This window comes from Nocardia paucivorans NBRC 100373 (genome assembly GCF_000308675.1).
GTDB classification, from domain to species: Bacteria; Actinomycetota; Actinomycetes; order Mycobacteriales; family Mycobacteriaceae; genus Nocardia; species Nocardia paucivorans.
In genome coordinates, this window is the sequence record NZ_BAGE01000044.1 from 158,639 (window position 1) to 178,316 (window position 19,678).

The window sequence follows — 19,678 nt, forward strand, 5'->3', positions numbered from 1 at the left end:
TCTCGGGTACCCAAGACACTACACCTAGTGGCCGACAGTTGAAAACGACACGAGATGTTGCGAGTCACATTGATGGAATTCCACGGCCGTAAGTACCAGGACAGTCGATAAGCCCCAGAACATACATGTGGCTCAGATCACAAATTCCGAGTTGAGTTCCTTTTCAGCAAACTCAGAAGACTACGTCCGTCACACCAGCCGCCGAGGCCTCAACAGGCCCTGCAGCACCATACGGAACCCGGCGGAAAACCGCGAGGGGCCACCCCGTCCCAACCGGACGGAGCGGCCCCTCGAAAAGGTCCCGGACCGGAAGATCAGGCCGACACGAGCTCTTCCTGCGCGGCGTCGACCAGCGCCCGCAGCGCGCCGGCGATCTGCTCGCGCGCCTCGGCATCCTCGCTGGGATGGGTTGTGGCGAAACGCTCACCGATGGCGCCGAAGTGCAGATGGGCCGCCTCGACCACCGCACCGCCGGCGATACCGACCGTCTTGACCGCGTCGCCGTGCGCCCACTTGGCCGCGTTCTGACTGATGGACGCGCTCACCACCGCAACCGGCTTGCCCTTGATGGCGCCGGCCCCATACGGGCGCGACACCCAGTCGATGGCGTTCTTCAGCGCGCCCGGCAGGCTGCCGTTGTATTCGGGGGTCACCAACAGTAGGCCGTCGGCCTCCGCAACGGCCTGTCGCAATGCCTCCGCGGTTGCGGGCACCGCACCCGGCACGTCGATGTCCTCGTTGTAGAAAGGAATATCGGCCAGGCCGTCGTAGATGACGACCTCGACCCCCTCCGGGGCGGTCCGCACGGCGGTCTCGGCCAACTGCCGATTGATGGAAGCGGCCCGAAGGCTTCCGACGAGTGCGAGGATACGGGTCTGGCTCATGATTGCTCCTGAGTACCGGGTCTGTTCCACTTTCAAGTTATGTACAGTAACCGGACCACGGTCCGGTCTATTCCCCGGAGGCGGTGTCCGAGTCCCGTGAGCCACGACACACCCCCAATCGACCCCGCGGCACGACCGCGGGATCGATCCCACGACGGCACACCGGCGATCGGCAGGCCCCTGCCCGGCACCGCAGCACCCACCGAACGCGCCGATGCCGCGCGCAACCGCCGGCTGCTGCTCGACGCCGCCCAGGAACTGGTGCGCGAGAAGGGGCCCGCCTCGTTGACCATGGACGCCCTGGCCAAGCGAGCCGGCGTCGGCAAGGGAACGGTCTTCCGCCGCTTCGGCAGTCGGCTCGGACTCATGCTGGCTCTACTGGACCACTCCGAACGTAAACTCCAGGAAGGGTTCATCTTCGGGCCGCCGCCACTGGGCCCCGGGGCGCCGCCGGTGGAAAGGCTGGTCGCCTTCGGCCGCGCACGGCTGCTCGATATCGAGGTCGAGGGCGAACTACATCTGGCCGCGGAAACGGGCCCGGCCGACGAACGCTACAGCGCCGCCCCGTATCTCGTGCACAAAAATCACGTCTCCCTGCTGCTGCGACAGGCCGGCACCCCGGGCGAGATACCCCTGATCGCCGACGCCCTGCTGAACGCGCTCTCCGCCGGCCTTGTCCTGCATCAGCTGCGCGCCCTCGGATACACCCGACAACAGATCGGCGACAACTGGGCGGATCTGGTTCACCGCGTCGCCGGCCCCACCCCGCAGTAGAGTGGACGGGCATGGGGAACCTGCGTGAACAGATCATCGCCGAGTTGGGCGTTGTGCCCGATATCGAGCCGAAAGCCGAGGTCCGCCGCCGGGTCGACTTCCTGAAGAACTTCCTGCGCTCCACTCCCGCACGGGGTTTCGTGCTCGGCATCAGCGGCGGGCAGGACAGCGCGCTGGCCGGCCGACTGTGCCAACTGGCCGTCGAGGAACTGCGCGCCGAGGGCGCCGAGGCGACCTTCGTCGCGGTTCGCCTGCCCTATGGGGTGCAGGCGGACGAGGCCGATGCGCGGATCGCCATGGAATTCGTCGCCCCGGACCGGGCGGTCGTGGTCAATGTTCGGCCCGGCGCCAATGCCGTGGCCGCGGAGGTGGCCTCGGCGCTGAACGTGACCGAACTACGCGATTTCGTCCGCGGCAATATCAAGGCCCGCGAACGCATGGTGATCCAGTACGCCATCGCCGGCCAGGAGAATCTGTTGGTCGTCGGCACCGACCACGCCGCGGAAGCGGTCACCGGCTTCTTCACCAAATACGGTGACGGCGGGGTCGACCTCACTCCCCTGACCGGTCTGACCAAACGACAGGGCGCCGCCCTACTCCAGGAATTGGGCGCTCCCGCCACCGTCTGGTCCAAGGTGCCGACCGCCGACCTGGAGGACGACCGCCCCGCGCTACCCGACGAGGAGGCGCTGGGCCTGCGCTACAGCGAGATCGACGATTACCTCGAGGGTCGAGAGGTCACCGCCGAGGTGGCGCAGAAGATCGAATCCGTCTACCTCGCCACCCGGCACAAACGCACCGTCCCCGTCACCCCGTTCGACGACTGGTGGCGCTGAACGGGTAACCGGCCGCGACGAACCGCACGAGACGTCGCGACCCACTCTCCGCGGACCGGTTCAGCCCCCCGCGAAGGGCGGCAACACATCGACCCGGGAGCTCAACGCGGCTCCCGTGTCCCGGGTGAGTTCGTCGCCGACGAGGTAGGCGCAGACCGACAACATCTTGTCCAGTTCCGAACCGTAATCGGCGAGCAGCCGGGCACGCAGGTCCGCGACAGTGGAACCGGGGGGAAGATCGAGGGTTTCGGTGTCCTTGCCGACAGCGTCGGCGATGGCTGCGAAATAGCGGACCTCAACCACCGATGGCTCCCATCGTGCGTTCCGGTGGGACGAAGTCCGCGGCATCAATACCGTGACCCGCCCATTTCTGCCACATGGCGCCGCGCCACAGCTCGGCCAGTTCGGCGTCGTCGGCGCCGGAGCGCAGCGCCCGACGTATATCGAACTCCTCGTCGCTGAACAGACAGGAGCGCAGCATACCATCGGCGGTGAGTCGAGTCCGGTCGCAACTCTCGCAGAATTTGCGGGTCACCGAGGCGATGATGCCGACCGTGGCCGGGCCGCCATCGACCAGCCAGGTCTCCGCGGGCGTGGCGGGGTCGCTGCGACCGAGTTCGGTGAGTTCGTAACGGGAACCGAGCACATCGAGCAGTTCGGCGGCGGTCACCATATTCGTCCGGGCCCACTCGTGGTCGGCGTCCAGGGGCATCTCCTCGATGAACCGTAGTTCGCAACCCTCGTCCAGACACCAGCGCAGCAGATCGGGCGCACCGGCCAGGGTGGGGCGCATGAGTACCGCGTTCACCTTCACCGGGGCCAGACCGGCGCGGGCGGCGGCGCGAATACCGGCCAGCACCGAATCCAATCGATCCCGCCGGGTGAGGCGGGCGAAACCGAGACGGTCGACGGTGTCGAGGGAAATATTGACCCGGCGCAAACCGGCCTCGGCCAGGGCACGGGCCCGATGTTCCAGACCGATGCCGTTGGATGTCATGGCCAACGGGATATGCGGTGCCGCCTCATGGCAGCCGGCGATGATCTGTTCCAGATCCCGGCGCATCAGCGGTTCCCCACCGGTGAACCGCACCTCGCGAACACCGAGATCGCGCACCGCCAGCGCTACCAACCGCACGATTTCCTCGGCGGTCAGCAGTTCATCGGGCGGGATGGCGGGCAGCCCCTCCTCGGGCATGCAGTAGGTGCAGCGCAGCGAACACTTCTCGGTAATGGATATCCGCAGGTCGCGGGCGATTCGACCGAAACGGTCCACCAACAGCGGTGTTTCCGGGCGTCCGTCGAGCGAGGGACGCCCGGAGCGCACGGTGGGAATCCCCATATCGACCAGCGACACGCCTCCATTATGACGGCAGGTGTCCGATTGTGCCGTCGGGTGGGCCGCGCGGGTCGGCGGAAAGCCCACCCGGGACGCGATCGGCCCGAGTACCGCGACACGCCGTCGACGGTGGGTGCGGAGTGCGATAACAGCGATCTGCGGCCCGGCGGGGCCCATTAGGCTGAGTGCATGTGTTCTCGGCATCGGACGGGCGGTCCCGCGGCCCCTCCACGGTCATCCGAAACCGCGTCGTCCGGGAGGGACGACCGACTTCCGACCATCCATTCGGTCGACGAGTATCGCGACCGCATCGAGCAGCTGCTACGTCCGCTCGCCGCCCGACCGCTCGAAACGGTGCCGGTGCCCGACGCCCTGGGCCGACAGACGGCCGAGGAGATACGGGCGCCGATCGACCTGCCGGTCTTCCGTAATTCGGCCATGGACGGTTATGCGGTGCGGGCGCAGGACGTGGCGGACGCACCGGTGACGCTGCCGCTGACCGGGGTGGTGGCGGCGGGTGGACCCGCACCGGAGCCGCTGGCGCCCGGTACGGCGCGCAAGGTGATGACCGGGGCTCCCGTCCCGGCCGGCACCGACTGCGTGATCCCGGTGGAGGACACCCGGGTGCGCGGCGGCGAGGTGGTGATCGACCGGGGTCGCGAATCCGGGGCGTTCGTCCGCGAACCCGGCACCGATATCCGGGCCGGGGCCCCACTGATCGCCGCGGGAACCACCTTGGCCTCGCGTCATATCGCCGCCCTGGCGGCGGTGGGTGTATCGGATGTGCGGGTTTTCGAACCGATCCGGGCAGCGGTCATCACCACCGGTGACGAACTCGTTCCCGCGGGCAGCCCGCTGGGCCCCGGACAGATCTACGACTCCAATGGAATTGCGCTGGCCGCGGCGCTGAGCGCAAACGGTGTGACCGTCACCCGGATCGACCACAGTGGCGACGACCCCGCCGCGTTCCAGCGGCTGCTCGCCGAGACCACCGCCGCGGCGGACCTGGTTTTCACCTCGGGCGGGGTGTCCCGGGGGGATTTCGAGGTGGTTCGGGAGGTGCTGGGACCGCTGGGCGGGTGGTTCGGGTCCGTGGCGATGCAGCCCGGCGGACCGCAGGGACTGACCGTGGTCGAGGGGGTGCCGGTGCTGAGTTTTCCCGGTAATCCGGTGAGCACCCTGGTGTCGTTCGAGGTGTTCGCCCGGCCGATTCTGCGCCGGCTGGCGGGATTGCCCGCGGTGGAGGCCTCCGAGGCGCCCCTACTGTCGGCGGTGCGTTCCCCTGAGGGCCGACGCCAGTTCCTGCGTGGCCGGTGGACGCGTGGGGCGGAGCAGCCCCGGTCGGTGGAGTTGGTGTCGGGGCCGGGGTCGCATCTGGTGGCGAGTATGGCCGCCGCGGAGGTGCTGATCGAGGTCCCGGAGGCGGTCACCGAATTGCCGGTCGGCGCCACTGTGCGAGTGTGGTCGCTGTGAGTGAGTTGTCGCATGTGGACTCCGATGGCCGCGCCCGCATGGTGGACGTGAGCGATAAGACCGATACCACCCGAGTCGCCGTCGCAGCCGGTGAGTTGCGGACCACCGCCGAGGTGGTGGCGCTGGTCCGCGCGGACGGCATGCCCAAGGCCGATGTGTTGTCCACCGCCCGGATCGCCGGTATCGCGGGGGCGAAGAAGACCTCCGAACTGATCCCCCTGTGCCATCAATTGGCGCTGTCGTCGGTGAAGGTCGAGTTCGGTTTCACCGAGGACGCGATCACCATCGAGGCCACCGCGAAGACCAAGGGCCCCACCGGGGTGGAGATGGAGGCGCTCACCGCCGTCGCCGTGGCCGGGCTCACCCTGCACGACATGGTGAAGGCGGTCGATCCCGCCGCGACTCTCGACGGGGTGCGGCTGCTCACCAAAGAGGGCGGTAAGCGAGGGCACTGGACCAGACCGGAACACGACGAGCACCCACCGGCCGCACCGACCACGAGCACCGACACCGTCTCCGGCGGCCCGCACGGCGACAAGGGCTCCGCGGTGGTGCTCGTGTCCTCCACCGGCGCTGCGGTGGGCGCCCGCGCCGACACCACCGGCCCGCATCTGGCGCGCTGGTTGTCCGGTCTCGGTTATACGGTGCGCGGACCGCTCGTCTACGCCGACGCCGATATCGCGAACGGTCTGGCGGAGGCCCTGCGGACGCATCCGGATCTGGTCGTCACCACCGGCGGCACCGGCGCTTCACCCACCGACCGCACCCCGGAGGCCACACTCGCCGTTCTGGACCGTGAACTCCCCGGGGTGGCCGAGGCCATCCGACAGCGCGGCACCGCGAAATTCCCCTTGGCCGCGTTGAGCCGTGGGGTGGCCGGATTGGCCGGACGCTCGGTCGTGGTGAACCTCCCCGGGTCCCCGGGTGGGGTGCGCGACGGTATCGCGGTGCTGGAACCCCTGTTGGACCATCTGCTCGAGCAGGTGGCCGGCGGAGGTGGGCACGAGGGCCACGAGCCCGGGAACGGAAACAAGTGATGGCCGAGATACGAACCGAAACAACGACCGATCCGGTCCGGATCGCCCGGATCACCACGGAACCACTCGACCCGACCGTGGTCGACCGCGCGGTCGGCGGCCCCCACTACGGCGCGGTGGTGGTGTTCACCGGTGTGGTCCGCGACCACGACGGCGGCCAGGCGGTATCGGCGCTGGAATATTCGGCCCACCCGCAGGCCGAACGCTTCCTCCACCGCTGTTGCGCGGAGGTCGCCGCGGAGACGGGACTGCCGGTGGCCGCGGTGCATCGCATCGGCAATCTGGTGGTGGGTGATCTGGCGGTCGTCACCGCCGTCGCGGCCGCGCACCGCGCCGAGGCCTTCGAGGCCTGTTCGCTGCTGGTGGACCGGATCAAACACGAAGTGCCGATCTGGAAGCGTCAGCTGTTCGCCGACGGTATGTCGGAGTGGGTCAACGCCTGCGGCTGATCCACCGATTCCGACCAGGGCGCGGCCGGGTCGGGCACATATCGCCACACCCCGAGCAGGCCCTGCTCGTCCGGTGGTTCGTGTTCCGCGCGAACCGTGGCGCGCAACCGCTCGAGGGTTGCCTCGGTATCCAGGCCGGCACCGATGAACACCAGTTCGCTCGTTCCCGCGGCCCCGCGGGCGGGCCGATCCGGTTCGAAGGTGATGGCCCGGCCGACCTGGTGCAGAACGAACCGGCATTCGCTCTCCGGCGCGGCGAGGGTGACGAAGCCCTTGGCGCGGAAAAGCCCGGCGGGCGGGTCCTCCAGCACCCCGAGCAGGCGGCGCGGGTCCAGGGCGGTGGTGCTGCGGAACGAGACGCTGGTGTAGTCGTCGTGCAGATGCCGGTGAGCGTCGTCGGGATGGTCGGGCTCGGCCAGCAGTTCGTCGAAACTCAATTGTTCGGCGATTCGCGGGGTCTCGCGCTGCGCCGGATCGAACAGCAGACCGGGCTCGATCCGGCCCTGGGTGGTGGTGTAGACCGGCACACCGGCCGCGAGGGCGCCGATCTCGGCGCGCAGGGCGGCCAATTCGGCCGCGCCCACCCGGTCTGCCTTGTTCACCACCACCAGATCGGCGAGCCGCAGGTGATCGGCCAGTTCGGGATGTCGCGCCCGGCTGTCGGGGAATAGTTCGGCGTCCACCACCTCGAGCAGTCCGCCGTAGCGGATACGCGGATTGTCGCTGCCGACCACCATCCGGATCAGGTTGCGCGGTTCGGCCAGGCCACTGGCCTCCAGCACGATCACATCGATGCGCTGCCGCGGGTCGGCGAGCCTGGTGAACAGTTCGTCCAGCTCGGATACATCCACCGCACAGCAGACGCAGCCGTTGCCGAGCGAGACCATGGCATCGACCTGTCCGGCGACCAACATGGAATCGATGGCGATGGCGCCGAAATCGTTGACCACCACCCCGATGCGGGTGCCGCGATTGTTGTGCAGCAGCCGATTGAGCAGAGTCGTCTTACCTGCTCCGAGATAACCGGCCACGATGATCACAGGAATCCGCTCGGCCACTCGCGTCACCCTACCGATTGCATTCGCGCAAGAGAATTCTGGTGATTTTCCGAAAATCGATGCATCGTTCTGGTTAGTGTGCCGGGGAGATTCGGGGGGATCTCATCGCGTTGAGCAATACCGGCAATACCGAGGAGTACATCGAATGCGCGCAAGCACGTTGCTCGCCGCCGCTGCGCTGTTGTCGACGGCCACCGTGCTGGGCAGTGGTATCGCGGCGGCACAACCCGCCGATTCCATACCGCGCGACGGCATCTATCTGGTGGGGGTGGATATTCTGCCCGGAACCTACGAGGCTCCCGGGTCTCCCGACCCGGCCCGCAGCTGCGATTGGCGTCGACTGTGGAAAGTCGAGGGAGACGCGACGAATATGCACCACATCATCGATAACAACTACACGAAGAATCATCCGGTACGCGTCACGATCAAGCCCTCCGACGTCGGATTCCGCACCGTGGGATGCGGTCCCTGGCGGATGGTTCCCCGGCCCCCGACCGGTTCTTTCGGCGGCTGAGCCGAAATCGTCACCTCGGCCGTTTCCCGACGAATCCTCTGGTCGGGGACGGCCGTCACCCCAACCGCTTGCGGGCGGGGTGTCGGACATCCTACGATCCGGCTCGATCTGAATCATGGACACCGAAGACAGGATCACCGTGCCGAACGCGCAACCGGGACACCGTTTTCCGCGCAGTCGAACACTGCGCAGCCGCTTCCGGAATCGAGGGGCGGCTTCCCTACCACTGCGCGGTCACGCCGCGCGACCGTCCCCGGGGCGGACCCTCGGCCGTTTCGGCGCCTCCTTCGCCACATTCGCCGTGGTGGGCGCGACACTGCTGGTTCCGGCCCCCGCGTCGGCGCAGCCGCAGCCGTGCGCTCCCGCCACCGTGACCACAGCGGTCGCCGCGCGGATTCCGCTGCTGGACCGCTCGGATAATGTGGGCCTGGACGCTGCCGGCAACCTGTGGGTGTCGCGGGTTTTCCGCAATGTCGTGGAACGCTACGATCCGGCCGGTAATCTCACCGCCAGCGTGCCGGTGACCTTCCCCGGCACGATTCGTCCGGGCCCGGACGGGATGCTGTATGTGAACTTCGGCAATCTCATCACCAGTGCCCTGCTGCGCACCGGCGGTGTGGTGCGCTTCGACCCGACCGCGCCGGCGCCGGTTCCGGAGGTCTTCGTCGACGGTATCGGGATGACCAATGGCGCCGCCTTCGACCGGGACGGCAATCTGTATGTCACCGACGCCGACGGCGGTATCGCCCGGGTGCGCCCCGACGGCAGTGTCGACACCGAGTGGACCGCCGCCGCTCCACAGACCGCCGGTTTCCACGGCGTCGCAGTCCACGACGACTCGCTCTACGTGACGGTGGCGTCCGGCCCGACGGGCCGGGTGCTGCGGCTGCCGATCGCCGATCCCGAGGCCACCACCCCGGTGGCGGATCTGACGGCGGGCCCGGGTGATGTGGTACTCGGCCCCGACGACCTGCTCTACGTCACCACCCGGGCCGGCCGACTGGTTCGAGTCGACCCGACGGGCGCCGGCGCCTGTGCCATCGATTCGCCCCAGCCGATCACGGCGGTGGCGTTGTCGGCGGGTACGGATCCGGCGGTGTTCGCGGGAACCGAGACCGGGGACGTACAGCGGATCCGGCTGGGCTGATCCCCGCTCAGCCGACCGCTTCCTTCGGCGCGGCCGGCGGCGGGGTGTCGGCGGCCGCGTCGGGGACCTCGATACCGCGTAGCGATGTCCCCGCGGTCTCCCGCAGATACAACCAGGCCACCAGACCGATCGCCGCCGCGCCCACCATGTAGCAGGCCGGGAACAGGCTCCAGCCGGTCTGTTCGATAACCGCCTCGTTCACCAACGGTGCCGTGCCACCGAACAGGGCGGTCGAGATGTTGTAGCCCAGGGCGAACCCGGCATAGCGCACATGGGTCGGGAAAACGGCGGGGAAGGTCGCGCTGATGGTGGACAGCTGCGGTACGTACAGCAGTCCGAGCACGATGAAGCCGACGACGGCCCAACCGGTCCCCCGACCCATCAGCCAGTACATCGGCACGGCCAACACCATGAGCCCCACCAACGAGAACAGCCATACCGGGCGGCGGCCCACCCTATCGGACAGCCGGCCGAAGAACGGCACGCACAACATCATCACCAACTGACCGATCAGCATCATGGCCGTGGTGGTGGATTCGCCGAGACCGATCGTGTTCTGCAGATAGGTCGGCTGGTAGGTGAGCAGCGTGTAGTTGGCGACGTTCAGCGCCACCACCAGACCACCGAGGGTCAGCAGTTCCCGGCGGTAGGTGACGAGCACCTCACGCAGCCCGCCCGGCGGATGCGCTTCTTCGTTCACCTCGGTGAACACCGGCGACTCGTCCAGTTTGCTCCGCAGATACAACCCGATCAGCCCCAGCGGGACGGCGAACAGGAACGGGATCCGCCACCCCCAGTCGTGCATATTGTCGGCTCCGATGAGCAGCTGACAGCCCAACACCACCGCGGAGCCGCCGACGAACCCGCCGAGGGTGCCGAACTCCAGGAAACTGCCGAGAAAACCGCGTCGGCGGTCGGAGGCGCATTCGGCGAGGTAGGTGGCGGCACCGCCGTACTCGCCGCCGGTGGAGAAGCCCTGGACCACCCGCAGCAGGATGAGCAGCACCGGCGCGAGCACTCCGACCTGAGCGTGGGTCGGCAGGACCCCGATCAGCCCGGTTGCCGCGGCCATCAACAGGATCGTCGTCGCCAGGACGGCCTTGCGGCCCACCCGGTCACCCAGCGGCCCCCAGACCATACCGCCGAGCGGGCGCAGGACGAACGAGACGGCGAAACCGAGCATGGTGCCCAGGGTGCCGAGCTCACCGGGGAAGAAGGCATCGGTGAGATAGGTGGCGGTGGCGGCGTAGACGCCGTAGTCGAACCATTCGGTGGCATTGCCCATGGCGGACGCGGCGACCGATTTACGGATCTGCGGGGTATTCGGCTGTGAGTGGTCGGTCACGACGATGTCCTCTCCACGCGCCGAATCGCCCCGGTCGACCGGCATCGATCCACTGTGCGCTGCCTCGATACATTCTGTCTACCGGAGTGTTCTTTCCCGGGATAGGAGGACACGAAACAGATCGGCGCGCCGGCGCATGATCGACAGCAGTGGAAACAACCATCGTGACCAGCCGATTCTCCTCCTATGTGAATGCGCTCACGAAAAATGGAGAACGGGCTGCACAGCCGGTGATCCGCGATCGATTCGCAAGCCGCGGATCACCGGCGTCGAATCAGTTGGCCTCCGCTTTGTCGGCTGCGTGTTTGTCGGCTGCGTGATCGGTCGATCCCGGATTACGACCGTTGATCCGTACCAGCGGTAACCGCAGGGCCGCGGGCGCGGTTTCCGGCACCACCGGCGCCACGGGAGCGACCGGGTCGATCCGGCGGTATTCGGAGCCGAGCGGCGGGCGCGGATCGGCCTCGCCCTTGTTGGGCCAGAGGGCAACCGCGCGTTCGGCCTGGGCGGTGATGGTCAACGACGGGTTCACCCCCAGGTTCGCGGAAATGGTGGACCCATCGATCACATGCAGGCCGGGGTGACCGTAGAGCCGGTGGTAGGGGTCGACCACACCGGTCTCCGGGCTGTCACCGATGGCGCACCCGCCGATGAAATGGCCGGTCATCGGGATATTGAAGATACTGCTGGTGGGACCGACCGGTACCCCGTTGATCTTGTCGCCCACCTGTCGGGCTACCTCGTGGGCGACCGGGATCCAGGTGGGGTTGGGGCTGCCCTCGCCCTGCCGGGTCGTCATCCTGCGGCCGAACAGACCACGTTTGGTGTAGGTGGTGATGGAGTTGTCCAGCGACTGCATCACCAGCAGACCGATCATCTGCTCCGACCAGTGCCGCGGGCTGTGCACCCGACCCAGGTCGCGCCGGTTGCGCCACACTTCCCGCAGCCACACCCGGCGCTTGGACACCCCCTCTTCCTCGTCGACCATGACGGTGCCGATCAGCGCGATCGCATTACTGCCCTTGCCGTAGCGCACCGGCTCGATATGGGTGTCGGCATCGGGGTGGATGGAGGAGGTGATGGCCACCCCCTTGGTGAAGTCGTGGTCCTTGTCGCGGCTGCGAACCACGAGTAGTTCCTCGGAGTTCGTACGGGCGAGGTAGCCGAGCCGACCGGAGATGTTCGGCAACGAACCCTTGTCGCGCAGGGCGTGCAGCAACCGCTGGGTGCCGAGGGAGGCGGCGGAGAAGATCACCTGTTCGGCGGTGAACACCCGCCGCCGTTTCCGCACCCACCGACCGGTGCGCACGGTTTCCACGGCGTATCCGCCGGTGGGCAGTGGCCGCACGTCGACGACGGTGGTCAACGGATGGACGGTCGCACCGGCCTTCTCGGCCAGGTAGAGATAGTTCTTGACCAGGGTGTTCTTGGCGTTGTGTCGACAGCCGGTCATACATTCGCCGCAATGGGTGCAGGTGCGGCGGTCCGGGCCGACCCCACCGAAGTAGGGGTCGGGGACGTCCTCCCCGGGGCGCGCGCCCGGCCCGCCGAAGAACACGCCGACCGGGGTGCTCTGGTACGAGTCGCCCACACCCATTTCCTCGGCCACCTCGCGCAACACCCGGTCGCTGGGGGTGGTGGCCGGGTTGGTGGCCACACCCAGCATGCGTTTGGCCTGGTCGTAGTAGGGGGTGAGTTCGTCCTTCCAGTCGGTGATATGCGCCCACTGGCCGTCGCGGAAGAATTTCTCCGGCGGTTCATAGAGGGTATTCGCATAGACCAGCGATCCGCCCCCGACTCCGGCGCCGGCCATGATGAGTGTGTCCTTCAACAGGGTGAGACGCTGGATGCCGTAGCACCCGAACCACGGCGCCCACAGATACTTGTGGGCGCGCCAGGATGTCTTGGCGAATTCGTGGTCGGCGAATCGCCGCCCGGCTTCCACCACGCCGACCCGGTATCCCTTCTCGGTCAGGCGCAGCGCGCTCACGCTGCCGCCGAAACCGGAGCCGATAATGAGTACGTCGTAGTCGAAGGTCGTCTGGTCGGGCCCGGCGACGGTGCCGGTGTCCGGGGAAGGGCTGCTGGACATACGCAGAGGCTATGGGGTGTGAGCCCGTCGACAGGACACACCAACGGACACGAAATCGACACTTTCGGCCAATATGGCCATTACCCGGCCGGTCGAGGACCGTCCAACACCTCCGGACCGGTCGCCTGCTCACCCGCCGAGTCCGCCCGTACATCCGATTCCGGCGCGGACACGACGGGAGGATCGCGGCGCCACGCCTCGATGGTGCCGGGTATTCCGTCCTCCACCACGAAGCCGGCGCGGGTGGCGATGGGCGCACCGGGGCGATGGATATACGGCACCACCCGGAAATCGGTACGCCACAATCGGTGATCCAGCTCCACGCGGACATATCCGCGCTGCCGGTTGAAGAATTTCAGATCCGGGTTGGCCGCCAACAGCGCCCGACCCTGCTGCGGCAGATCCGCGCCGTCACCACCGGTCGTAATGGAGGTGCCGGTGAATTCGGTGGCGACGACCGGCGAATCCGGATCGCAGTAGTCCCGCCGCACATCGACGGCGTAGTTCTCGTGCCGGTCTCCGGTGAGCACCACCAGATTGCGCACCCCACGGTCGGCGGCGCCGCCGAGCACTGCATTGCGGTCGGCCACATAACCGTCCCAGGAATCGGTACCCACGGTCAGCGCCGGGCCCGGGTCGTAGTCGGTTTGGGCCATGGCCACCTGATTACCGAGGATCTGCCAGCGCGCCGTGGAGCGGGACAATCCGTCGAGCAGCCAATCCCGTTGTCGTCGGCCGAGGATGGTGCGATTCGGGTCGAATCGCTCGGCGCAGTCGGTGACGAGACCGCCGTCGCCGCAGGCCTGCGGGGATCGATACTGTCGGGTGTCGAGCATGGTGATCTCGGCCAGGTCGCCGAAGGTGTAGCGGCGGTGCAGCCGCATCTGTGGTCCGGACGGAAGCCGATCGATACTCAGCGGTTGGTGTTCGTACATCGCTCGGAAGGCGGCCGCCCGCCGGCGGCGAAACAGCGCTGGATGAGCGTGGATATCGATCCCGGAGCCGGGTTCGGCGCCCGCCCAGTTGTTGTCGACCTCGTGATCGTCGAAGGTGACCATCCACGGAAACACCTCGTGCGCCCTGCGCAATGGGGCTTCGGCCTTGTACTGGGCATAGCGCAGGCGGTAATCGGCCAGATCGATCGCCTCGGTACGGATATGGTCCGGAATCGATACGCCTGCGCGGCCGCGGCTCCACTCCTTTTCGTAGATGTAATCACCCAAATGCACCACCAGATCGAGATCTTCGGCGCTCAGGTGCTCGTAGGGGGTGTAATACCCCGAACTCCACGACTGACAGGAGGCGAATGCGAAACGCATCCGCGCCGTGGGCACGCCCACGGCGGGCGCGGTGCGGGTGCGGCCGATGGGCGAGATCGCCGTACCGGCGCGGAACCGGTAGTAGTACCAGCGGCCGGGTTCCAGTCCCCGCACTTCCGGATGCACACTGTGCGCGAGTTCGCGCGTCGCGACCACGCTGCCCCGGGTGACGATCCGTCGAAAGCCTTCGTCGACGGCCACCTCGTAGTCGACGGTCACCGGGGCCATGGCCATGCCGCCGAGCCCATCCGGGGCGAAGGGGTCGGGTGCGAGCCGCGTCCACAGCACCACCCCCTCGGGCGTCGGATCGCCGGAGGCGACGCCCAGGGTGAACGGATCCCCCAACCAACGAGGCGCACGATATCGGGCGCTGCCGACCGCCGTGGAGCCGACCAACAGCGCCGCCGCGAGCGCGGTACCCGAGGTCAACAGCCGCCGCCGGGACAAAGCCATATGAACAGCGTAAAACGCGCGATGACGGGTTCGGTCGATGAACCGAACCCGTCATCAGGTTTTCATCGCCGGGTCATACCGGCGTTCCGTGAGCGCGTGATGCGCGGAATCGCATCGGACCCTATTGGTCCGCGAAGCACACGACGAACTTGCGCTCGTCGTAGACGAATCCGCGATTGGCCGACGGACAGCTCTCCACCGCGACGGTATCGCGAAGCACGCTGAGCACCCGCACGGCACCCGGGGCACAGGCGGCCCGGGTGGGATGGTCACCGTCGAGGCTCATACAGCTACCGACAACCCAGTCGATATCCAGACACAGTGTCTCTTCCCCGACGCTGTGCGTGAAGTCGGTATCGCCCGGGCACTGCCCTTTGGCGACCACCTGGTAGCGCGATTCCTCGCTACCGCAGGACACCGGAGTGAGTTGCGGTCCACCGGGATTGCCGATGCACTGGCCGACCTCCAACTTCTTCTCCGGCGCCTCCTTGGCCTCCTTGTAGTCCTGGGAGGGCTCGGCGTCGGTCGTGGTGGTCGTGGTGGGCTCGGCGGAGGCCGACGACGGAGCGATCTGTACCACCGGCGGCGGCTGGGCCGGCACCGAGGTGTCGGTCGCCGCCCCGGTGGTGTCGGAGGCGGGTAGGGCATTGCGGTCGCCCGAGGAGGACTCGGTCGCGGCCAAAAGTGTCACCACGCCGATCGCCAGGATGATCGAGGTGACGACCGCTGCCGTGACCACCGCCAATCCGATCACGAGGAGACGAGAACGGCGAGCCGCGGGCGACGGTGATGCCTCCTCCGGCTCCAGGGTCTCCGGCGATGTATCGCTCACGGCTCGCCGCGGAGAACCGCCATGACGGCGTCGAGGAACGGCTGACCACCCATGACGTAGCCACCGGCGACGGCGCCGACGAGCAGCCCGATGGGCCCGGTGATGATGCTGAGGAAGCCGAGACCGATCAGCGCGCCGAGCAGACCGCCCAGCACGGCGCCGACCGCGACACCGACGACGTTCTCCTGCAACTCGTTGGTCAGCTGCGCCATGGAGCCGACCTCCCGCATCTCACCGATTTCCGCGGCGGTCGCGGTGGGGGTGAGCTCCAGTTCGTGCCCGTCGTCGCTGATCTCGTGCGCGACGGAGACCTTGCTGCCGGAGATCTCGTAGGTCAACGGCACCTCGGCGACGACCTCACCGTTGTCGGCCTTCAGAACCGCGCGCTCACCGTCGGAGGCGAGCTCGAAGCGGCCGGCCTCGACGGAGGTGGTGATGGTGCCGGTCTCCCGATCGACGGTGGTCTTGTATCCGACCCCCTTGTCGACGCCTTCGGTTCGGAGCTGCTCGGTCGACTCGGTCGACTCGGTCGTCACCGGGGCCGGATCGGCGTGCACGGTACCGGCGGTGACCCCCAGAGCAGCGATGGTCAGAAGAGTGGTGGCAGCGAAAGTGCCGAACTTCATTACCTTCAGTTCCTTACTCACATGAAACCGGCTTGCGGGGCCGGACGACGGGCAATCCTACGCCGCGCACCGACCTTACCCAGGATTGGAAAGGACTGGGCAACTCCATAATTTGAATGGATATATTTCATTGAAAATAGCGAATGAAACAATTGCGGCGCCCGGCCACGAGACCCGTGTTTGTCACGAGTCGCCGAACCTGCGTTTATCAGGAGAATGCCAATACATCCGAGTCGGCGGCCGGGGACACATCCACCATTCGGCGCCCGAACATTCCCGCCCACCCTCCGAAAATAGTGACGGCGATCACGGCGGGTAACACGCCCTCGACACAACCACCATCCCGACATCCCGTCGTCGCCGCCCGGGTGGTTCATCCGTTCATGGGTATTGCGCTCGCTCCGAGCGGATTCCGAGCGGAAAGAACACGACGACCGACACCGAAGCCCACGCTCCCCGCAACCGCCACGAACCGGGCACACCAGGGCGAGGGCTTCGTTCCGCCGAACCGCCCACCCCTCGGGACGGGCGCCCACCCGCTCCCAACCCCGGCACCGATCGGGTCGGCAGTGAGATCCGAGTGGCCGCGCCCATTCGCCGAAACCGGCTCACACCAAGCGTGTTCCGGTGGGATCCCACCCCCGGAGAAATCGGAGGAGATCCACCGACACCTCGGTTGCAGTGCAGGGAGGGCGGGCCGAAGCCGATCGGCCACCCGGCGGTTGCCCTCTTCGGGAGACCGCGGGTTCGAATCGTTCGGCTCGGGTGGCCGCGCCGCCCCTACGTCATCCGGCGGGGATCACCGCACGATGATCGGCACCAGGTAGCGCCGGGCGAATTCGTCCATTTCCGCCTCCGTTTCGAGCCGGACCGCAGCCCCTGGCGTGAGGATGAACGAGTGCACCACCCGGCAGACCACCTCCATACGCTCGGTCATATCCGGAAGCTCGGACAACAGTCCGCGTTGCACCGCACGCTCCAGTGCGATCACGGAGGTCGCAACACACATGGCGAAGACCTCCGAACCCTCGGTGGTGAGGTTCACCACGACCCGCTCGGGCTCGATCGTCAACATCCGCTGCACCAGGGGATGGTCACGCCACCGGGACAGCACGGTGACGAAGATATCGGCGACCAGGTCGGCCACGTCATCATGCCGGTCGGCCAATTGCGCCACCTCGGCCAGGACCGAGCCGACCTCGCGACTCACCACGGCCTGCACCAGGTCGTCCCGGGAGCCCACCCGCCGATAGACGGTCACCCGATCCACACCGGCCTGGCGCGCCACGTCCTCGACGGTCGTCTTCTTCACGCCGACTCGTTCGAACTGCACCAAGGCCGCGTCCAGAATGCGCGATTCGATGCTGTCGTCCCCGCCTTTCGGGTTCACTGAAGTGGTCGATGCGGCCGTCACGGTTCCCAACCTAGCAAGTCACAGGCCATCTGCAACATTCTCAAACTAAATGTTGCTACAACATTGCAATACGATTTGTTGCTTTGTATGGTCGGGTCATGGCTGAGACGGCTGACCTGACGCGGCCCACCTACCGCGACGAGGAACACGCGATCAATCCGCGGGACGTGCACTTCGATTTCGATACCGTTCCGTTGCACTACATCCCCGGTGAAGTACTCGCCACCCATGTCGTCAATGTGATGCATCTGGTCCTTCCGGAAGGCGAGCGGGCCATGGCCCACTGCCTCGCGCAGGCCCTGTCCCACATCGATGACGAGCGGCTGCGGGAGGAGGTACAAGGCTTCATCGGCCAGGAGGCCATGCACGCCGACAGCCACGAAGCCGCGCGCAAGCGTCTACAGGCACTGGGTCTGGATGTGGACTCGTATGTGTCGAAGGTGGCCTGGCTCGTCGACCGCATCCTCGGCGACCACGGTCTCACCGGCCGCGCCGAACAGGAATGGCTCAAGGAACGCCTCGGACTCTTCGCCGGAATGGAGCACTTCACCGCCGTTATCGGCGAATGGCTGCTCAATGCGGACATCCTGGAGGAGAAGGGCATGCACCCGGCCATGCTCGATCTGATCCGCTGGCACGGCGCCGAAGAGGTCGAGCACCGCAGCGTCGTCTACGACGCGTACATGTACGTCGACGGCAGTTACGCCCGCCGGGCCCGCACCGCGCTGCTCGCGACCGCCACCCTGCTACCGCTGTTCATCCTGTCCACCGCCTACCTGTACCGCAAGGATCCCTCGCCGGACAAAGGACGGTTCTGGGGCCGGCAGTTCCTCGAGGCCACCGCCCGCGGGGTGATCCCCAGTTGGACGGTGTTCTTCACCGAGATGCCGCGTTATCTGCGGCGCAACTTCCATCCTTCCCAACTCGGCCCGATGGACAAGGCGCTGCGCTACCTGGCCCATTCCCCCGCCGCCCGCGGACACCGGGACTGAGGCGAGATCATGGCGACGCCAACGGAGTTCACCCCGCCCCCGCCCCTGCGGTTCCTCGACGCGGCCATGGGCGCCTACCGCAGGCTCTTCGTAACCGGCCGCACCGCACCGCTACTATCCCGATCGAATCCGGTACGCCGCAGCGGATTCCATCTGAATCTCGTCGTGGATGACATCCACGACGAAGCCGCCGACGTACTCGGCTTCACTCTGCGCTCGGCAAGCGGCGAACCGCTACCCGCCTGGCGGCCCGGCGCGCACATCGACCTGTTCCTCCCCTCCGGTAAACAGCGGCAGTACTCGCTGTGCGGGGACCCGAAAGACCGGACACGCTATCGCATCGCGGTGCGGCGCATCCCCCACGGCGACGGCGGATCGATCGAGATGCATCGCGGAATCCGACGCGGCGATCCGCTGCACGCCCGGGGCCCGCGCAATGCGTTCACCTTCGTGGACGCACCGTCGTATCTGTTCATCGCGGGCGGTATCGGTATCACCCCGATCCTGCCCATGGTGCGAGCGGCGGGCGACCGCGGACACCTCGTCTATGTCGGCCGCAGCCGGGTGACGATGCCGTTCCTGGACGAACTCCCGGAAACCGCCGAGATCCGCCCCGACGACGAATACGGCGTCCCCGATATCCCCGACCTGCTGCGGCGCGCCCGCCCCGGCGCGGCCGTCTATGTCTGCGGTCCGCCGCCGATGCTCGACGCGGCCCGACAGGCCATGTTCGACATCAATCCGACCGGTTCACTCCACATCGAACGTTTCTCTGCGGAACCGGTGACCAACGGAACCGAATTCGATCTCACCCTGGCCCGGACCGGCCTCACCATACGGGTCGGCGCCGGCGAGACCACGCTCGCCGCGATCCAGCGGGTCATTCCCGATGCCCTCTACTCGTGTCGGCAGGGTTTCTGCGGCACCTGCAAAACCGCGGTTCTGGCCGGGGAGGTCGACCACCGCGACCGGATTCTGCCCCCCACCGAACGCACCGACCACATGTTGCCCTGTGTCTCCCGCGCGGCGGGCGACGAACTCGTCGTCGACCTGTAGAGCCGACCGGTAGCAATCCCGGAACCGCCCCGCACATCCGA

At 67.2% G+C, this 19,678-nt stretch carries 19 protein-coding genes; 9 read left to right on the forward strand and 10 right to left on the reverse strand.

The window, feature by feature from the left end:
• Positions 1–314: 314 nt before the first annotated feature.
• Positions 315–884: an NAD(P)H-dependent oxidoreductase gene (locus ON32_RS15100; protein WP_040791533.1), complete on the reverse strand. Its 570-nt coding sequence runs from the start codon at positions 882–884 to the stop codon at positions 315–317.
• Between the two features lie 168 nt (positions 885–1,052).
• Between ON32_RS15100 and ON32_RS15105 the strand changes: the two genes are divergently transcribed.
• Both ON32_RS15105 and nadE read left to right on the forward strand, forming a co-directional pair.
• Positions 1,053–1,658: a TetR/AcrR family transcriptional regulator gene (locus tag ON32_RS15105; RefSeq protein ID WP_040791618.1), complete on the forward strand. Its 606-nt coding sequence runs from the start codon at positions 1,053–1,055 to the stop codon at positions 1,656–1,658.
• Positions 1,659–1,669: 11 nt separating this feature from the next.
• Entirely contained in the window at positions 1,670–2,494 is an 825-nt protein-coding gene (gene nadE / locus ON32_RS15110) for an NAD(+) synthase (RefSeq protein WP_040791534.1), read from the forward strand.
• 60 nt (positions 2,495–2,554) lie between these two features.
• Here nadE and ON32_RS15115 read toward each other — a convergent pair whose 3' ends face one another.
• Positions 2,555–2,797, reverse strand: a complete 243-nt coding sequence (locus ON32_RS15115; RefSeq protein ID WP_040791535.1) for a MoaD/ThiS family protein — start codon at positions 2,795–2,797, stop codon at positions 2,555–2,557.
• Positions 2,790–3,833, reverse strand: a complete 1,044-nt coding sequence (gene moaA, locus ON32_RS15120) for a GTP 3',8-cyclase MoaA (RefSeq protein ID WP_083874550.1) — start codon at positions 3,831–3,833, stop codon at positions 2,790–2,792. Before moaA ends, ON32_RS15115 begins: the two co-directional genes overlap by 8 nt.
• 186 nt (positions 3,834–4,019) lie before the next feature.
• Here moaA and ON32_RS15125 point away from each other — a divergent pair, with 186 nt between their 5' ends.
• The 3 genes from ON32_RS15125 to ON32_RS15135 are packed head-to-tail and all read left to right on the forward strand — an operon-like array spanning position 4,020 to position 6,789.
• A complete protein-coding gene (locus ON32_RS15125) occupies positions 4,020–5,303 on the forward strand; it encodes a molybdopterin molybdotransferase MoeA (protein WP_083874535.1) in 1,284 nt (427 codons plus the stop codon).
• Positions 5,300–6,340: a bifunctional molybdenum cofactor biosynthesis protein MoaC/MoaB gene (moaCB, locus tag ON32_RS15130; RefSeq protein ID WP_040791621.1), complete on the forward strand. Its 1,041-nt coding sequence runs from the start codon at positions 5,300–5,302 to the stop codon at positions 6,338–6,340. Before ON32_RS15125 ends, moaCB begins: the two co-directional genes overlap by 4 nt.
• Positions 6,340–6,789, forward strand: a complete 450-nt coding sequence (locus ON32_RS15135) for a molybdenum cofactor biosynthesis protein MoaE (RefSeq protein ID WP_040791536.1) — start codon at positions 6,340–6,342, stop codon at positions 6,787–6,789. Before moaCB ends, ON32_RS15135 begins: the two co-directional genes overlap by 1 nt.
• On the opposite strand, the gene ON32_RS15140 is transcribed toward ON32_RS15135, so the two are convergent.
• Positions 6,741–7,847, reverse strand: coding sequence for a CobW family GTP-binding protein (locus ON32_RS15140; protein WP_083874536.1), 1,107 nt, complete (start codon positions 7,845–7,847; stop codon positions 6,741–6,743). The genes ON32_RS15135 and ON32_RS15140 overlap by 49 nt on opposite strands.
• Before the next feature lie 145 nt (positions 7,848–7,992).
• Here ON32_RS15140 and ON32_RS15145 point away from each other — a divergent pair, with 145 nt between their 5' ends.
• Together ON32_RS15145 and ON32_RS15150 are read left to right on the forward strand one after the other, a co-directional pair.
• Positions 7,993–8,361: an Rv1352/Rv1906c domain-containing protein gene (locus tag ON32_RS15145; RefSeq protein WP_040791537.1), complete on the forward strand. Its 369-nt coding sequence runs from the start codon at positions 7,993–7,995 to the stop codon at positions 8,359–8,361.
• 115 nt (positions 8,362–8,476) lie between these two features.
• Positions 8,477–9,508 (forward strand): SMP-30/gluconolactonase/LRE family protein, encoded by a 1,032-nt coding sequence (locus ON32_RS15150; protein ID WP_051133269.1) that lies wholly within the window; start codon positions 8,477–8,479, stop codon positions 9,506–9,508.
• A 7-nt stretch (positions 9,509–9,515) separates the two neighbouring features.
• Here the strand turns inward: ON32_RS15150 and ON32_RS15155 are convergent, their stop codons facing one another.
• The 6 genes from ON32_RS15155 to ON32_RS30535 all read right to left on the reverse strand — a co-directional run bounded on the left by ON32_RS15155 (position 9,516) and on the right by ON32_RS30535 (position 17,589).
• Positions 9,516–10,898 carry an MFS transporter gene (locus ON32_RS15155; protein WP_083874537.1) on the reverse strand — a complete coding sequence of 461 codons (1,383 nt, stop codon included), beginning with the start codon at positions 10,896–10,898 and terminating at the stop codon, positions 9,516–9,518.
• A 229-nt stretch (positions 10,899–11,127) separates the two neighbouring features.
• Entirely contained in the window at positions 11,128–12,945 is a 1,818-nt protein-coding gene (locus ON32_RS15160) for an FAD-dependent oxidoreductase (RefSeq protein ID WP_051133270.1), read from the reverse strand.
• An 80-nt stretch (positions 12,946–13,025) separates the two neighbouring features.
• Positions 13,026–14,717 (reverse strand): alkaline phosphatase D family protein, encoded by a 1,692-nt coding sequence (locus tag ON32_RS15165; protein ID WP_040791538.1) that lies wholly within the window; start codon positions 14,715–14,717, stop codon positions 13,026–13,028.
• A 121-nt stretch (positions 14,718–14,838) separates the two neighbouring features.
• Positions 14,839–15,549, reverse strand: a complete 711-nt coding sequence (locus ON32_RS28515) for an LppU/SCO3897 family protein (RefSeq protein ID WP_051133271.1) — start codon at positions 15,547–15,549, stop codon at positions 14,839–14,841.
• Positions 15,546–16,175 carry a DUF8020 domain-containing protein gene (locus ON32_RS15175; protein WP_040791539.1) on the reverse strand — a complete coding sequence of 210 codons (630 nt, stop codon included), beginning with the start codon at positions 16,173–16,175 and terminating at the stop codon, positions 15,546–15,548. Before ON32_RS15175 ends, ON32_RS28515 begins: the two co-directional genes overlap by 4 nt.
• A 799-nt stretch (positions 16,176–16,974) precedes the next feature.
• Positions 16,975–17,589, reverse strand: a complete 615-nt coding sequence (locus ON32_RS30535) for a TetR/AcrR family transcriptional regulator (protein ID WP_051133299.1) — start codon at positions 17,587–17,589, stop codon at positions 16,975–16,977.
• A 98-nt stretch (positions 17,590–17,687) separates the two neighbouring features.
• Here ON32_RS30535 and ON32_RS15185 point away from each other — a divergent pair, with 98 nt between their 5' ends.
• Positions 17,688–18,581 (forward strand): metal-dependent hydrolase, encoded by an 894-nt coding sequence (locus ON32_RS15185; protein WP_040791541.1) that lies wholly within the window; start codon positions 17,688–17,690, stop codon positions 18,579–18,581.
• 9 nt (positions 18,582–18,590) lie between these two features.
• On the forward strand, positions 18,591–19,637 hold the full coding sequence (locus ON32_RS15190) for a PDR/VanB family oxidoreductase (protein ID WP_040791542.1): 1,047 nt from the start codon (positions 18,591–18,593) through the stop codon (positions 19,635–19,637).
• Positions 19,638–19,678: the final 41 nt, after the last annotated feature.

What these genes read in the sequence shown, in the direction of transcription:
- ON32_RS15165 (WP_040791538.1), bottom strand. Translation starts at nt 14,717, where the DNA reads ATGGCTTTGTCCCGGCGGCGGCTGTTGACCTCGGGTACCGCGCTCGCG.
- ON32_RS15190 (WP_040791542.1), top strand. Translation starts at nt 18,591, where the DNA reads ATGGCGACGCCAACGGAGTTCACCCCGCCCCCGCCCCTGCGGTTCCTC.
- ON32_RS15145 (WP_040791537.1), top strand. Translation starts at nt 7,993, where the DNA reads ATGCGCGCAAGCACGTTGCTCGCCGCCGCTGCGCTGTTGTCGACGGCC.
- ON32_RS15155 (WP_083874537.1), bottom strand. Translation starts at nt 10,898, where the DNA reads ATGCCGGTCGACCGGGGCGATTCGGCGCGTGGAGAGGACATCGTCGTG.
- ON32_RS15135 (WP_040791536.1), top strand. Translation starts at nt 6,340, where the DNA reads ATGGCCGAGATACGAACCGAAACAACGACCGATCCGGTCCGGATCGCC.
- ON32_RS15175 (WP_040791539.1), bottom strand. Translation starts at nt 16,175, where the DNA reads ATGAAGTTCGGCACTTTCGCTGCCACCACTCTTCTGACCATCGCTGCT.
- ON32_RS15150 (WP_051133269.1), top strand. Translation starts at nt 8,477, where the DNA reads ATGGACACCGAAGACAGGATCACCGTGCCGAACGCGCAACCGGGACAC.
- ON32_RS15100 (WP_040791533.1), bottom strand. Translation starts at nt 884, where the DNA reads ATGAGCCAGACCCGTATCCTCGCACTCGTCGGAAGCCTTCGGGCCGCT.
- ON32_RS15125 (WP_083874535.1), top strand. Translation starts at nt 4,020, where the DNA reads ATGTGTTCTCGGCATCGGACGGGCGGTCCCGCGGCCCCTCCACGGTCA.
- nadE (WP_040791534.1), top strand. Translation starts at nt 1,670, where the DNA reads ATGGGGAACCTGCGTGAACAGATCATCGCCGAGTTGGGCGTTGTGCCC.
- ON32_RS15160 (WP_051133270.1), bottom strand. Translation starts at nt 12,945, where the DNA reads ATGTCCAGCAGCCCTTCCCCGGACACCGGCACCGTCGCCGGGCCCGAC.
- ON32_RS15185 (WP_040791541.1), top strand. Translation starts at nt 17,688, where the DNA reads ATGGCTGAGACGGCTGACCTGACGCGGCCCACCTACCGCGACGAGGAA.
- moaA (WP_083874550.1), bottom strand. Translation starts at nt 3,833, where the DNA reads ATGGGGATTCCCACCGTGCGCTCCGGGCGTCCCTCGCTCGACGGACGC.